Origin of the sequence: Micromonospora fulviviridis (assembly GCF_014648395.1) — a bacterium.
In the GTDB taxonomy this organism is placed as follows: domain Bacteria; phylum Actinomycetota; class Actinomycetes; order Mycobacteriales; family Micromonosporaceae; genus Micromonospora; species Micromonospora fulviviridis.
In genome coordinates, this window is the sequence record NZ_BMRA01000001.1 from 168,310 (window position 1) to 181,502 (window position 13,193).

Annotated in this window: 13 protein-coding genes and 1 tRNA gene; 2 read left to right on the forward strand and 12 right to left on the reverse strand. The window is 74.7% G+C overall.

The window, feature by feature from the left end; genetic code table 11:
• Positions 1 to 18: 18 nt before the first annotated feature.
• Entirely contained in the window at positions 19 to 1,488 is a 1,470-nt protein-coding gene (locus IEY96_RS00760) for a CYTH and CHAD domain-containing protein (protein WP_189192867.1), read from the forward strand.
• Between the two features lie 7 nt (positions 1,489 to 1,495).
• Here the strand turns inward: IEY96_RS00760 and IEY96_RS00765 are convergent, their stop codons facing one another.
• The 4 genes from IEY96_RS00765 to IEY96_RS00780 form a co-directional block, all read right to left on the reverse strand.
• Positions 1,496 to 1,816, reverse strand: a complete 321-nt coding sequence (locus IEY96_RS00765; protein ID WP_189192868.1) for a hypothetical protein — start codon at positions 1,814 to 1,816, stop codon at positions 1,496 to 1,498.
• A 130-nt stretch (positions 1,817 to 1,946) separates the two neighbouring features.
• Positions 1,947 to 2,705, reverse strand: coding sequence for a Bax inhibitor-1/YccA family protein (locus IEY96_RS00770; protein ID WP_189192869.1), 759 nt, complete (start codon positions 2,703 to 2,705; stop codon positions 1,947 to 1,949).
• 127 nt (positions 2,706 to 2,832) lie between these two features.
• The gene (locus IEY96_RS00775; protein WP_189192870.1) at positions 2,833 to 3,672 is read right to left on the reverse strand and encodes a Bax inhibitor-1/YccA family protein; all 840 of its coding nucleotides are present in this window, start codon (positions 3,670 to 3,672) and stop codon (positions 2,833 to 2,835) included.
• Positions 3,673 to 3,778: 106 nt separating this feature from the next.
• Positions 3,779 to 3,862: transfer RNA gene (locus IEY96_RS00780), tRNA-Leu, on the reverse strand.
• A 103-nt stretch (positions 3,863 to 3,965) separates the two neighbouring features.
• On the opposite strand from IEY96_RS00780, the gene IEY96_RS00785 reads away from it, so the two are divergent.
• Positions 3,966 to 5,795, forward strand: a complete 1,830-nt coding sequence (locus IEY96_RS00785; protein ID WP_268247131.1) for a DUF6311 domain-containing protein — start codon at positions 3,966 to 3,968, stop codon at positions 5,793 to 5,795.
• Positions 5,796 to 5,849: 54 nt separating this feature from the next.
• On the opposite strand, the gene IEY96_RS00790 is transcribed toward IEY96_RS00785, so the two are convergent.
• The 8 genes from IEY96_RS00790 to IEY96_RS00825 all read right to left on the reverse strand — a co-directional run bounded on the left by IEY96_RS00790 (position 5,850) and on the right by IEY96_RS00825 (position 13,100).
• Positions 5,850 to 7,181: an NAD(P)/FAD-dependent oxidoreductase gene (locus IEY96_RS00790; protein ID WP_189192872.1), complete on the reverse strand. Its 1,332-nt coding sequence runs from the start codon at positions 7,179 to 7,181 to the stop codon at positions 5,850 to 5,852.
• 102 nt (positions 7,182 to 7,283) lie between these two features.
• Entirely contained in the window at positions 7,284 to 7,856 is a 573-nt protein-coding gene (locus tag IEY96_RS00795) for a hypothetical protein (RefSeq protein ID WP_189192873.1), read from the reverse strand.
• Positions 7,857 to 7,911: 55 nt separating this feature from the next.
• Entirely contained in the window at positions 7,912 to 9,276 is a 1,365-nt protein-coding gene (locus IEY96_RS00800) for a DUF58 domain-containing protein (RefSeq protein ID WP_189192874.1), read from the reverse strand.
• Positions 9,276 to 10,283: an AAA family ATPase gene (locus IEY96_RS00805; protein WP_189192875.1), complete on the reverse strand. Its 1,008-nt coding sequence runs from the start codon at positions 10,281 to 10,283 to the stop codon at positions 9,276 to 9,278. Before IEY96_RS00805 ends, IEY96_RS00800 begins: the two co-directional genes overlap by 1 nt.
• The gene (locus tag IEY96_RS00810; RefSeq protein ID WP_189192876.1) at positions 10,280 to 10,864 is read right to left on the reverse strand and encodes a hypothetical protein; all 585 of its coding nucleotides are present in this window, start codon (positions 10,862 to 10,864) and stop codon (positions 10,280 to 10,282) included. The genes IEY96_RS00805 and IEY96_RS00810 overlap by 4 nt, the downstream gene beginning before the upstream one ends.
• 55 nt (positions 10,865 to 10,919) lie before the next feature.
• A complete protein-coding gene (locus IEY96_RS00815) occupies positions 10,920 to 11,660 on the reverse strand; it encodes a DUF4129 domain-containing protein (RefSeq protein WP_189192877.1) in 741 nt (246 codons plus the stop codon).
• A 20-nt stretch (positions 11,661 to 11,680) separates the two neighbouring features.
• On the reverse strand, positions 11,681 to 12,394 hold the full coding sequence (locus IEY96_RS00820; protein ID WP_189193565.1) for a uracil-DNA glycosylase: 714 nt from the start codon (positions 12,392 to 12,394) through the stop codon (positions 11,681 to 11,683).
• A gap of 19 nt (positions 12,395 to 12,413) precedes the next feature.
• Entirely contained in the window at positions 12,414 to 13,100 is a 687-nt protein-coding gene (locus tag IEY96_RS00825; protein WP_189192878.1) for a dienelactone hydrolase family protein, read from the reverse strand.
• Positions 13,101 to 13,193: the final 93 nt, after the last annotated feature.

Below are 13,193 nucleotides of genomic sequence, written 5' to 3' on the forward strand. Positions count from 1 at the left end.
CCGGGTACGGGAGGCGCCATGGCGACCGTCGTGGAACGCGAGCGCAAGTACTCCGGCGACGAGGGATTCCGGCTGCCCGACCTGACGGGGTGCGGTGGCGTCGCGACGGCGTCCGACGCCACCGCCTTCGACCTGGACGCGGTCTACTGGGACACCGCCGACCTCCGGCTGGCCCGCAGCGGCTACGCGCTGCGGCGGCGGACCGGCGGGCACGACGCGGGCTGGCACCTCAAGGTGGGCGCGGTCGGCGGCGCGCGCACCGAGCACCAGTTCCCGGCCGGGCCGGAGGACGCCGAGCCGCCGGCCGAGCTGGTCGCGCTCTTCCGGGGCGCGTCCCGGGGCCGGCCGGTCGCCCCGGCCGCGCGGGTCGTCACCCGCCGCCGGGAACGCCGCCTGCTGGACGCGGCGGGCCGCACGCTGGCCGAGGTGGCCGAGGACGACGTACGGGCCGAGGACCTGGTCGGCGGCGAGCGGCAGACCTGGCACGAGATCGAGGTCGAGCTGGTCGACGGCGACGAGGCGCTGCTCGACGCGATCGACGACCGGTTGCGCGCCGCCGGTGCCCGGGCCGTCCCGGTCTCGAAGTCGCACCGCGCCCTGGGCGGCCGGCTCGCCGCCACCCGGCCGGCGCCCGCCGACCCGGCGGCCGCGCCCGTGGTCGACTACCTCACCGCCCAGCGCGACACGCTTGTCGGCCACCACGCCGGCGCGCTCGGCGGCGCCGAGGACGCCGTGCACGACATGCGGGTGGCCGTCCGCCGGCTCCGCTCCACCCTGCGGACCTTCCGGGGGCTGTGGGACCGCGCGGAGAGCGAGAGCGTACGGGCGGAGCTGCGCTGGCTGGGCGGGCAGCTCGGGCCGGTCCGGGACGTCCAGGTGATGGGCGCCCGGCTGGCCGACGCGGTCCACGCCGAACCGGACGAGCTGGTGCTCGGCCCGGTACCGGCCCGGTTCGCCGAGCGGTTCGCCGCCGACCTGGCCACCGCCCTCGACGGGCTGCGCGCCGCGCTCCGCTCCGACCGCTACACCGACCTGCTGCGCCGGCTGGACGCGCTGGTGGAGGGGCCGACCGCGCGCGCCGTACGGCCCCGCTGGGTGACCCGGCGGGTCCGTCGCGCCCTCACCCGCTTCGACGAGCGGCTGGACCGGGCGCTGGCCGGCGGCGGGACCGACGACACCGCGCTGCACGAGGCGCGCAAGGCGGGCAAGCGGGCCCGGTACGCCGTCGAGGTGCGCCGGCCCGACGCGAAGCTGGCGGACCGGCTCAAGGACCTCCAGGACGCGCTCGGCGCGCACCAGGACTCGGTGGTGACCCGGGAGGTGCTGCGCGAGCAGGCGCTGGGGGCGTACGCCGACGGCGAGAACACCTTCACCTACGGCCTGCTGTACGCCCGGCAGGCGACGGTGGCCGACCGGGCCGGGCCGGCGCTGGCCAGGGCCCGGGACCGGGCCCGTCGCCGGAAGGTGCGGCGCTGGCTGACGGGGTGACCGCGGGTTACAGCGCGGACCGGGTCCGGGCCACCGCGGCGGCCGCCCCGGCCAGCACCGGCTCCGGTGCACCGGCCGCCAGGAGGTCGGCGGTGACCACCCGCAGCTGGTCGGGCAGGGCCAGGTCGCTGGGGAGCCGGGGCACCTCGCGGCGCGGCTCCCCCTCGGCGTCGGCCGCCAGGTTGGCGATCTCCTGGACCAGCTTGTGCACCAGGTCGGCGCGGGACACGTTCCCGCCCTCGGCCGCCGCCGACCAGCGCGGCTGCTCCCAGTGCCCGACCTGGCGGACCAACAGGGTCACGGCCCGGTCCAGTTCCGCTGCGCTCATCGCGGCCGAGTCTACGACGGCTCCAGGTCGCGGCGCGGCGGCAGACCGGCTTTCATTCGGAGACCGGAGCGCCGCCCAGCGGCGCGGAGGCCGAATCATGGCCGCCACCCGAGCTGGAGTTGTCGTACGGTCAGCGGCGCACGTAGCTGAGCAGGCGGAGGATCTGCCAGTACAGGAAGATCAACCCGACCAGCAGCCCGAACGCGCAGAACCAGGCGTACCGGCGGGGCAGGCCGTTGCGGGCCGACCGCTCGACCAGGTCGAAGTCGAGGACGAAGCTGAGCGCCCCGGCGATGATGGCCACCACCGAGAAGAGGTACGGCAGCCAGCCGACCCGCGCCGTGAGGCTGTAGACCTCGGCGCCCTGCCGCCCGGTGAGCAGGTAGGTGACCAGGTTGACCAGGCCGATCGCCACGATGCCGATGAGCGTGCCGAGCACCAGCCGGGCCAGCCGCGGGGTGGCCCGGATCAGCCGGGCCCGGTAGAGCAGCGCCATGCCGAGGAAGACCCCGAAGGTGCCGACCACCGCCTGCGCCACGATGCCCGGGTAGACCAGTTCGAACGCGCGGCTCGCGACCCCGAGCAGCAGGCCCTGAAGCACCGCGTACCCGGCGATGAGCGGCGGGTTGGTGATCTGCTTCAGCGAGATGACCAGCACCAGCACCAGGCTGGCCAGGGCGCTGCCGGCCAGCGCCGCGGAGATCCACACCGCCTGCGGCACGAGCACCCAGGCCACCGCCGCGGTGACGCCGGTGAGCAGCAGCAGCCCGACGGTCCGGCTGACCACGTCGGCCACCGTCATCGTGTCGGCGGCCCCCACGCCGAGCACCTGACGCTCGGTCCGGCCCACGTCGTCCAGCCGGTCCAGCACCGGGTTGGCACTGCGCACCGCGACCTCCTCGCGCCGACGTACCCCGGCTCCCACTCTGCCCCCGGAGGCCCGGCGGCGACCGGGAAACGACGACGCCCGCCGCCGCGGGCGCGGCAGGCGGGCGTCGCAGGTCGGGCGGGTTTGGTCAGTCGTCGCCCTGGAAGTAGCTGAGCAGCCGGAGGATCTCCAGGTAGAGCCAGACCAGGCCGACCACGATGCCGAAAGCGGCCGTCCAGGAGTAGCGCTGCGGCAGCCCCATCCGGACGCCCTCCTCGATCTCCGCGAAGTTGAGCACGAAGCTCAGCGCGGCGACCACGATGCAGACCAGGCTGAACCCGATGGCCAGCGGGCTGCCGTCGCGGAGGTGGGTGTTGACGCCGAAGAGCGCGAGCACCAGGTTGATCAGCATGACGCCGAAGAGACCCGCGATGACCGCCACCATGATCCGGGCGAACTTCGGGGTGGCCCGGATGATCCGCGCCTTGTAGATCATCGCCATCAGGAAGAAGACGCCGAAGGTGGCGACCACGGCCTGGAGCACGATGCCGTCGTAGAACGTGTTGAACGTCTTGCTGACCATGCCGACGAAGACGCCCTCGACGATCGAGTACGCCACCACGAGCGCCGGGTTGGCCATCCGGGAGAACGAGATGATCAGGCCGAGGACCAGGCCGACCACCGCGGCGCCGATCCAGGCGACGCCGGTCAGGGCGTCCGGCACGAGCACCCAGGCCGCGGCGGCCGAGGCGCCGAGGATGCCGAGCATCAGCACCGTCTTGACGACCACGTCGTCGAGGGTCATCGGGGTGACGGTGGGCGGGGCCGCCGGGTAGCCGTGGCCCCCGGGGTATTGCTGCTGCGGGTACGGCTGGTACTGCTGGGGATATCCGGGCTGACCGTACGGCCCGGGCTGGGCGTACCCGGCCGCCCGCTCCCGCTCAGCCGCCTGGCCGAGCCGGGCGAGCACCGGGTTCGAGGTCTTCACTTCTTCAGGCCTCCCTCAGGGGGTCGATGCACGTGAACGTGCCTCTCCAGGGTAAACGGGGTGGCAACGCCGCGCGCCGCGCGAAGCTGTGGGAAAGCTGAGAGTCTGGTGCCCGGGGCGGGGGTCGAACCCGCACGCCTTGCGGCAGCCGCTTTTAAGGCGGCCGTGTCTGCCGTTCCACCACCCGGGCGGGTGAACACCGGCGTGCCGACACGCGGCGGTGCACGTCTCACCGTAGCGGCTGCGCCGCGGCCCGGCGTACCCCGAGGGGCCCGGCCGATATGGTCGAGCCCGTGACCAGCGCCGCCCGCACGGCCCCCGGGCCCGACCCCGACCAGGCACTCCGCCTCGACCCGGCGCCCCGCCCGGGCCGGGCGGCCCGGCTGCTGGCCGCCGGCCGCCGGCACCGCGCGGACCTGCTGGCCGGGCTGCTCTTCGCCGTGTTCGCCGGCTGGCTCACCCACGGGCTGTGGCCGGCGCCCGGGCAGCGGGTGCTCGCGCTCAACCCGGCCGACCAGACCCTCTACGAGTGGTTCCTGGCCGTCGACTCCCGCGCCCTGTTCGGCGACTTCGGCCTGATCACCGACCGGCTCAACGCGCCGGACGGGGTCAACCTCATGACCAACACCACGGTCATCGCGCTCGGCGTGCTGCTCGCCCCGGTCACCCTCGTCCTCGGCGCGCCGGTCACCTTCGCCCTGCTGGCCGCGGCCAACCTGGCCGGCACGGCGCTGGCCTGGTACCTGCTGCTCACCCGGACGCTGCGGGCCCGCCGGCTCGCCGCCGGGCTCGGCGCGGCGCTCTGCGGCTTCGGCCCGGGCATGGTCTCGCAGAGCAACGCCCACCTGCACATGACCGCCCAGTGGCTGGTCCCGCTGATCGTCTGGCTGGTCGTCCGGCTGCTCCGGGCCGCCGACCCGGCCGGCCGCCCGGACGGCCCGGACCGCCGCCGGCTCGCCACCTCGTCGCTCGGGCTGGCCGTCACCGTCACCCTCCAGGTGTTCATCGGCGAGGAGGTGCTCTTCCTCACCGCGCTCACCCTGCTGGTCATGGCCGTCGCGTACGGGCTGGCCGACCCGGCACTGCTGCGCCGGGCGCTGCCCGGCTTCGCCGGTGGGCTGATGTGCGCCGCCGGGCTGGCCCTGTTCGTGCTGGCGTACCCGCTGTGGCACCAGTTCGCCGGGCCGCAGGGCGTCTCGGACGGCATGTTCAGCCCGCACTACTTCTCCGCCGACCTGACCAGCTGGACCCGGCTCTCCGCGCAGTCCGTGCTGGGCGGCGACGACGCGGCCCGGCTGACCACCGGCCCGGCCGAGTTCAACACCTTCCTGGGCTGGCCGCTGCTGCTGGTGGCCGTCGGCTGCGCGCTCTGGCTGGGCCGGCGCGCCCTGGTGGTCGCCTGCCTCGCGGGGGCGCTGGTCATGGCGGCGCTGTCGCTTGGCCCCGAGGTGGTGGTCGGCGGGGAGCGGACCGGGGTGCCCGGCCCGTACGCCCTGCTGGCCGGATTGCCGGTGGTGGACGGCGCGCTGCCCATGCGGTTCGGCCTGGCGGTGCTGCCGCTGGTCGGGACGGTCCTCACCCTGGCCGTGCACCGGGCGCTGGGCGAGCGGGGGCGGGCCCGCCGGCTGGTCCCCCTCGCGGTCGGCGCGGCCCTGCTCAGCGTCTTCCCCGCGCCGCTGCCCACCACCGACCGGCCGCCGCTGCCCCGGTTCGTCACCGGCGGCCACTGGCGGGAGTGCGTACGCCCCGGCGGGGTGCTGGTGCCGGTGCCCACGGCCACCCCGAAGGACCCGTGGCCGATGCGCTGGGGCACCGCCGCCGACGCCGCCTTCGGCATGCCGGAGGGCTTCTTCATCGGCCCGTACGGCCGCAACGGCTCGGCCACCATGGGGACCTGGCAGCGGCCGACCTCCGCCCTGCTGGCCGAGGTGGCCAGGCGGGGGGTGGCGCCGGCCGTCGGCGACCGGCAGCGCCGGCAGGCCGCCCGGGACATCGAGTTCTGGCGCGCCTCCTGCGTCGCGCTGACCGACGACGCGCCGCACGCAGAGACCCTGCGCCGGACCCTGGAACAGCTCTTCGGGCCGGGCACCCGGATCGCCGACGCCTGGACCTGGCGGTTCTGAGCCCGGAAACGGCGAAGGGCCCCTCCCGTACGGGAAGGGCCCTTTCCGGTTGTCTCAGACGCGCGCGCCGACCGGCGGCGCGGACGCCTCGGCGAACTCCTCGCGCGGGTCGTGCAGCTGGCCCAGGGCGACCACCTCGCGCTTGAGGAAGAACGCCAGCGTCCAGTCGACCACGACCCGGACCTTGCGGTTGAACGACGGGATCCGCGACATGTGGTACGTGCGGTGCATGAACCAGGCCGGCCAGCCGGTCATCTTCACGCCGTAGACCTGCGCCACGCCCTTGTGCAGGCCGAGGCTGGCCACGCTGCCCGCGTGCTTGTGCTTGTAGTTGACCGGCTCGCGCCCGCGGATCACGTTCGCGATGTTGTCGGCCATCCGGGCGGCCTGCCGGACCGCGTGCTGCGCGCTCGGCGAGCAGAAGTTGCCCGGCTCCTTGGTCAGGTCCGGCACTGCGGCGCAGTCGCCGGCGCTCCACGCGCCCTCGACCACCCGGTCGCCGTCCACGATCTGGAGGGTGGGCAGGCAGGTGACCCGGCGCCGCTCGTCGCGCGGGAAGTCGGTCGCGTCCAGCATCGGCGACGGCTTGACGCCGGCCGTCCAGACGATCGTGTCGGACGGGAAGCTCGACCCGTCGGAGAGCTTCGCCACCCCGTCGACGCAGGACTCCAGCCGGGTGTCCAGCCGGATGTCCATGTTCCGCTTGAGCAGCTGCTGCACCGTGTAGGCACCCATGTCCCGGTCGACCTCGGGCAGCACCCGCTGGGTGGCTTCGACCAGAACCCAGCGCATGTCCTCGGGCTTCAGCTCCGGGTAGTAGCGCAGCGCGTCCCGGGCCATGTCCTCCATCTCGGCGAGCGCCTCGATGCCGGCGTAACCACCGCCGACGAAGACGAAGGTCAGCGCGCGGCTGCGCACCTCGGGGTCGGTGGTGGCCGCCGCCACGTCCAGCCGGTCCAGCACGTGGTTGCGCAGGAAGATGGCCTCACCGATGGTCTTGAACCCGATGCCGTGTTCGTGCAGGCCGGGGATCGGCAGGGTGCGGGAGACCGAGCCGGGGGCGACCACGACGTGGTCGTACTGGATCTCGCGGGTCGGGCCGCTGATCGGCTGCACGACGGCGGTCCTGCGGTCGTGGTCGATCCGGGTGACCGTGCCGGCCACGACCTTGCACTTACGCAACTCCCGCCGCAGCGGCACCACAGCGTGCCGCGGGGAGATGTTGCCCGCCGAAGCCTCCGGGAGGAACGGCTGGTAGGTCATGTGCGGCTGCGGGTCGACGACGATGACCTCGGCCTCACGGGAGCTCAGCTTCTTGGACAGGCGCAGAGCGGCGTACAGGCCCACGTGCCCGGCACCCACGACAAGGATCCGCTTCGGATTCACGTCATCTATCTTTCCCCGGGCGGCTCGGCTAATCCCGATCGAGACCCCGTTCTGTGACGGAGCACAACCCCTGTGACCTGCGCAACTTTGCGCGGCGTCCCGTTATCTGCGACGCAGGAGCCAGGCCAGGAGGCCGCTGAGCCCCACCGCCACCAGCAGCCCGACCACCGTCGCCACCTGCGACCCGGCGTCCCCGCCGGCCCCGCCGAGCGCGGCCAGCACGATGCCGAGCACGGCGCCGGCCAGCACCACCCCGCCGGCCCGGGCCAGCCAGCGCAGCACCAGATCCGGGTCGACCACCGCGTCGTAGGGCAGCAGCGCGGCCAGCGCGCAGAGGGTGTGTGCCAGGTAGAGCAGGGTGGCCACGGCGAGCAGCCGCCACAGCGCCGGCGGCCGGTCGAAGCCCAGCGTGGCGAGCAGCCAGCCGCCGACGGTCACCAGCGCGGCGAAGGTCGGCCAGATCCGGCGCGGGCCGACCGCCGGCAGCACCGCCACCACCGTGAGGGCCAGCAGCGACCGCGCGGTGAAGGCCTGCGCCGGGTACGCGACCAGGAAGCCGACCAGCACCGCGAAGAAGATGCCGGCCCGCACCAGCAGCGGCGTCGGGCTGACCCGCCCCACCGCGTACCGGAGCGCCCGCACGCGCTCATTCAGCCCTTCGACGAGATCGTTCATCTGAGCCACTCTTCGTTCGCGACTGCGGGACTCCGCTCCGCTGCGTTCCTCGCGCTCACCGCATACCCGCCCGAGGTGCGGTCGCCAGGCGGGCCACGTCGCGCAGCACCTGGTCCAGGCTGCCGGCGCCGGCCCAGCGCACCACGGGCACGCCGTGCTCGCGGAGCTGACCGATCATCGTGTCCCGGTCCAGCCGCCACAGCCGGTAGGCCACCTCGGCCCAGCCCCGGTCCTTCGGCACCGGCAGCTCCGCCGGCAGGGTGTCCACCGCGACCACGAACCGCCCGCCCCGGGCCATCCGGGCCAGCATCTGCGCCGACCGCTCGTCCAGCAGCGGGGTGAGCACCACCACGAGCGCGTCCGAGGAGAGCAGCTGCGGGCCGAAGACCTGGTCGTACGGCTCGTGCGGGGACGACTCGGCCTTGACGTCGAGCAGCCACTCCAGCACGGTCAGGTACTGCCGCCGGCCGGTGGCCGGGCGCAGCCGGCGGGCGGCCGGACCGTATTCGAGCAGCGCCACCCGGTCACCCCGGTGCAGGTAGTGCTCGGCGATCGCGGCGGCCGCCCGGACGGTGGTGTCCAACACCGACGCCGGGCCGCGTACGCCGCCGGAGCGGCCCGCCTCGGCCAGCACGTCGAGCAGCACCACCACCTCGGCGTCCCGGTCGGAGAGGGTGGCCGCCACGTGCAGTTGGCGCGCCCGCAGCGAGACCCGCCAGTCGATCCGGCGCAGCCGGTCCCCGGGTGCGAAGACGCGGACCCCGGCCAGCTCGCCGCCCTCCCCCGGCCGGCGCGAGTGGTGCGCGCCGACCAGCCCGGCGGCCCGAGGCATCTCCTCCACCGCCTCGAACGGCTGGGTCATCGGGTAGACCCGCGTCCGGACCGCGTCGGTGACCACGGCCCGCGACACCAGCAGCCCGTCCGCGGCGGCGACCCGGGCGCCGGCCGGGCCGATCGGGTGCCGCCCCCAGCGCAGCGCCGTCCCGGTCAGTTCCAGGTCGACGGCGGAGCCGGACGGCACCGAGGTCACGAAGGGCCGGTCGGCGCCGCCGGAGCGGCTCACGTCCACCCCCGTCCCGCCGAAGCCGACCTTCTCCACCCGCAGCCAGCGCGACATCCGGGTCCGCACCACCGCCACGTCGTAGGAGACCGTGTCCGGGTTGGCCACGGCAACCGTGGCCTCCATCGGCGCCCCCTCGACCAGGTGCGTGTCCCCGGCGCCGATCTCCAGCTCGGGCAGCGCGGTGGGCCGGCGGCGCAGCGCGTACGCGGTGCCCAGCGCCAACGGCGTGGCCAGCACGACCAGGTCGATCCGGCCGAGCAGCACCGCCGCGACCAGCAGCAGGCCGGTGAGCAGCACGGCCCGGCCGAGCGCCCAGGTGGGCGCCCAGCCGCTCGCCGGTTCCTGACGGTCGGTCATCAGCGCCCGGCGGGTCCGGCCGCGTAGCTGGGCAGCGCGCCGCTGGCCGGGGCGGGCGTGGACTCCAGCACCTCACCGACCACGAAGGACGGATCGACCCGGCGCAGCCACATCTCCGGCCGCAGGGTGATCCGGTGCGCCAGCGCGGGCGCCGCCACGGCCTTGACGTCCTCCGGCACCACGTAGTCGCGGTTGGCGAGCACCGCGCGTACCCGGGACAGCAGCAGCAGCGCCAGCGAGCCACGCGGCGACGCGCCGACCAGCGCGGACGGGTGCTCCCGGGTGGCCGCGGTCAGCGCCACGATGTACCGGCCGATCGAGTCCTCGACGACCACGTCCTCCAACGCGGCCTGCATGGCGCGCAGCGTGGCGGCGTCCACCACCGGCTTGATCTCGGCCTCCTCGCGGCGGCGGGCGATCCGCCGTTGCAGCACCTCCCACTCCTCGTCGTGGTTCGGGTAGCCGAACGAGACCCGGAGCAGGAACCGGTCGAGCTGCGCCTCGGGCAGCGGGTAGGTGCCCTCGTACTCGATCGGGTTGGCGGTGGCGAGCACGTGGAACGGCTCGTCCAGCCGGTAGGTGACGCCCTCGACCGAGACCTGCTTCTCCTGCATCGCCTCCAGCAGCGCCGACTGGGTCTTCGGCGGGGTCCGGTTGATCTCGTCGGCGAGCAGCAGGTTGGTGAAGACCGGGCCGGCGCGGAACGAGAAGTCGCCGCTGCGCTGGTCGTAGAGGAAGGAGCCGGTGACGTCGGCGGGGAGCAGGTCGGGGGTGAACTGGAGGCGCCGGAAGTCCAGCCCCAGGGCCTGCGCGAACGAGCGCGCGGTGAGCGTCTTGCCCAGGCCGGGCAGGTCCTCCAGCAGCACGTGGCCGCCGGCCAGGATGCCGGCCAGGACCAGCTCCAGCGCCTCCCGCTTGCCGACCACGACGGTGCCGACCGCGTCCAGCACCGCGCGGGCCAGCCGGCCTACCTCGGCGGGGGGCATGCTCCGGTCCACGTCGTTCATGACAGCTTCTCCAGTTCGGCGACGATCGCCGCGAGGTCGCGCGGCGACGGGGGGCGGCGGGCGGGGGTGCCGAGAAACGTCCACAGCGGCTCGCCCATCAGGGCGCGGGCACGGGCCGGATCGGACTCACGGGTGACACCGTGCTTCTGGCGCAGCCGCTCGTCGGCCAGCTCGCCGAGACGGGGCAGCACCCGCTCGGTGAACCGCGTCGGGTTGTCGGAGCACCAGTCCAGCGGGCGTTCCCACCCGTTGATCGCGGCACGCAGCGCGTCCCGGGCGGACCAGTTCCAGGTGCCGGGCTCCTCACCGGCCGGGGCACGGCCGCCGGCCCGGGGCGGCGGCGGGGGCGACAGCTCGGCGGTGACCCGGCGGACGGCGAGCACGGCGAGCACGCCCGCCACGATGATCCAGAGCGAGACCTGGAGGCCGACCGCGCGCAGCCCGACGACGACCACCACCACGATCGCGGCGGTGACCGCGAGGGTCCGCAGCACCCAACGCGCCCGACCGCCGCCCGACGGGCGCGCCTCCTCGGCGGGCTCCTCGGCGAACGAGAGCAGGTCGTCGATGCTGGTGCTCACGGTGCCATCTTCGTTCGCGACTGCGGAGCTCGCAGACCCGGCTCACTCCTCGCGCTCACGATGCCACCTCCGGGCCGACCGCCAGCGTGGTCAGCTCGCCGCGCAGCCGGCGCAGGGCCGCCCGGGCCTGGTCACGCATCCGCTCGTCGACAGTGTGGGTGGCGTACCGGGCCTCGCGGTAGACGTGGGCGAAGCCGTCCAGCACGTCGGCGCTGGCGATTGCCGGGACGCCGGCCGCCGGGTCGCCGCGCAGCAGCCGGCTGACCAGGTCTGTGGGGGTGTCCCCGGCGCGCCGGGGCACGCCGGCCTCGTCGGCGGCCTCCTCCAGCCGGACCCAGCAGGCGATCACGGCGGTGCGCGGGTCGGTGGACCGGTCGTCCAACTCCTCCAGGCCGGCGTCCAACGCGGCCACCACCTCGCGGGCGGTGCCTTCGGCGGTACGCCGCACCCGCTGGGTGGGCACCGCGCGGGTGGTCCGGCGCAGCGCCCCGCCCAACACGGTCCAGAGCACGTACCCGACGACGGCCAGCACGGCCGCCCCGAGCAGCACGATGGCGCCGGTGGCGAGCCAGCCCGGGATGCCGCCCGAGGTGGGCGGGCCGAACTCGCGCGGCTCGACGGTGATCGAGGGCGCGGCCTCGGCGGAGGGGTAGTCCGGCACGTACGGGATGTTGTCGGCGGCGGGCGGGATCCGGCTCGCCCCGATGGTGGAGTGCCCGGCGGCGAGCGCGGCGACGGCGAGCAGCAGGGTCACCGCCGCGACCGGCCACCATCTGCGCAGCACGCCGAGGTCCATCCCACCGCCCCACGCATTCCTCAGTCCACCCCGGCCAGATCCTTCGCCCGGGCGAACACGTCGTCCAACATCGCTGGTGTCAGCCGCCCGGTGAAGGTGTTCTGCTGGCTGACGTGGTAACAGCCGAGCACCGCCGGTGCGGACGTGCCGGACCAGTGTGCCCCATGACCGAAGGCCGGGCGCGGAGTGGGCGGGCGCTGCCCGTACACGTGGCGCAGCACCGGCCACCACGCGGCCCAGGCGAACGCGCCCAGGGCGACCACGACGCGCAGTGTGGGCCGGATCAGCGCGACCTCGCGGTGCAGCCACGGCGCGCAGGTGTCCCGCTCGGCCGGGGTGGGCTTGTTGTCCGGCGGCGCGCAGCGCACGGCGGCGAAGATGCGGGTGTCCCGCAGGGCGAGGCCGTCGTCGGCGGACACGCTCGTCGCCTGGTTGGCCAGCCCGGCCCGGTGCAGCGCGGCGAAGAGCACGTCGCCGGAGCGGTCACCGGTGAAGATCCGGCCGGTGCGGTTGCCGCCGTGCGCGGCCGGCGCCAGCCCGAGGATGCCGATCCGCGCGTCGGGCGGGCCGAAGCCGGGCACCGGCCGCCCCCAGTAGTCCTGGTCGCGGAAGGCCGCCCGCTTGACCCGGGCGACCTCCTCGCGCCAGGCGACCAGCCGCGGGCAGGCGAAGCAGTTGCTCACCGCGCCGTCGAGATCGGCCAGGTCGGTCGCCCGCGCGGCGCGGGCGACCACCTCGGCGGGGGTACGCGGCTCAGCCAAGCTTCGCCCGGAAGAGTTCCAGCGTGCGGGCCCAGGCGGTGGCGGCGGCCCGCTGGTCGAAGTGCTCCGGCCGGTCCTCGTTGAAGAACGCGTGGGCGGTGCCCGGGTAGTCGTAGGTCTGGCAGGTGCCGCCGGCCGCCTCGATGGCCCGGCGTACGCTCTGCACCCCGTCGGCGGCGGAGAGGCCGTCCGCCTCGGAGCAGTGGACGAGCGCGGCCTTGCCCGCGTAGTCGGCCCAGTCGGCGCTCATGCCCTCCCAGGGCAGCCGCGGGTAGAAGCCGGCGGTGGCGACGATCCGCTCGGAGAACGTGCCGGACCAGAGCGCCAGGCTCGCGCCGGCGCAGAACCCGGCGCAGCCCACCTTGCCGGCGACCTCGGGCCGGTTGGCGAGGTATTCGGCGGCGGCCGCGATGTCGCTCGCCGCCTCGTCCATCTGGGTGCTGTTCAGCATCTGCCGGGGCTCACTCGGCTTGCTCGCCGGGCCGCCGTGCCGGAAGTCGGGCGCGAGGGCGACGAAGCCGGCCTCCGCGAAACGGTCCACCACCGCCCGGACGTGGGGCACCAGTCCCCACCAGTCCTGGATGACGATGACCGCCGGGCTGGCCGCACCGCCGGAGGGTATCGCGAGATACCCCTCGCTCGTCCCCCCGTTGCCGGTGAAGCTCACCATCTCGCCCATGGTCCCGTCCTCCTAGCGGTCAGTCATCGTTGGCTGGTCGCACAGTGGGTGTTACGTGCGGGTAGCGTGCCACGCGCTCACCGGCCCGGGGAA

Excerpts from the sequence above, each read along its gene's own strand:
- IEY96_RS00760 (WP_189192867.1), top strand. The coding sequence starts at position 19 with ATGGCGACCGTCGTGGAACGCGAGCGCAAGTACTCCGGCGACGAGGGA.
- IEY96_RS00765 (WP_189192868.1), bottom strand. The coding sequence starts at position 1,816 with ATGAGCGCAGCGGAACTGGACCGGGCCGTGACCCTGTTGGTCCGCCAG.
- IEY96_RS00795 (WP_189192873.1), bottom strand. The coding sequence starts at position 7,856 with ATGAACGATCTCGTCGAAGGGCTGAATGAGCGCGTGCGGGCGCTCCGG.
- IEY96_RS00800 (WP_189192874.1), bottom strand. The coding sequence starts at position 9,276 with ATGACCGACCGTCAGGAACCGGCGAGCGGCTGGGCGCCCACCTGGGCG.
- IEY96_RS00805 (WP_189192875.1), bottom strand. The coding sequence starts at position 10,283 with ATGAACGACGTGGACCGGAGCATGCCCCCCGCCGAGGTAGGCCGGCTG.
- IEY96_RS00815 (WP_189192877.1), bottom strand. The coding sequence starts at position 11,660 with ATGGACCTCGGCGTGCTGCGCAGATGGTGGCCGGTCGCGGCGGTGACC.
- IEY96_RS00825 (WP_189192878.1), bottom strand. The coding sequence starts at position 13,100 with ATGGGCGAGATGGTGAGCTTCACCGGCAACGGGGGGACGAGCGAGGGG.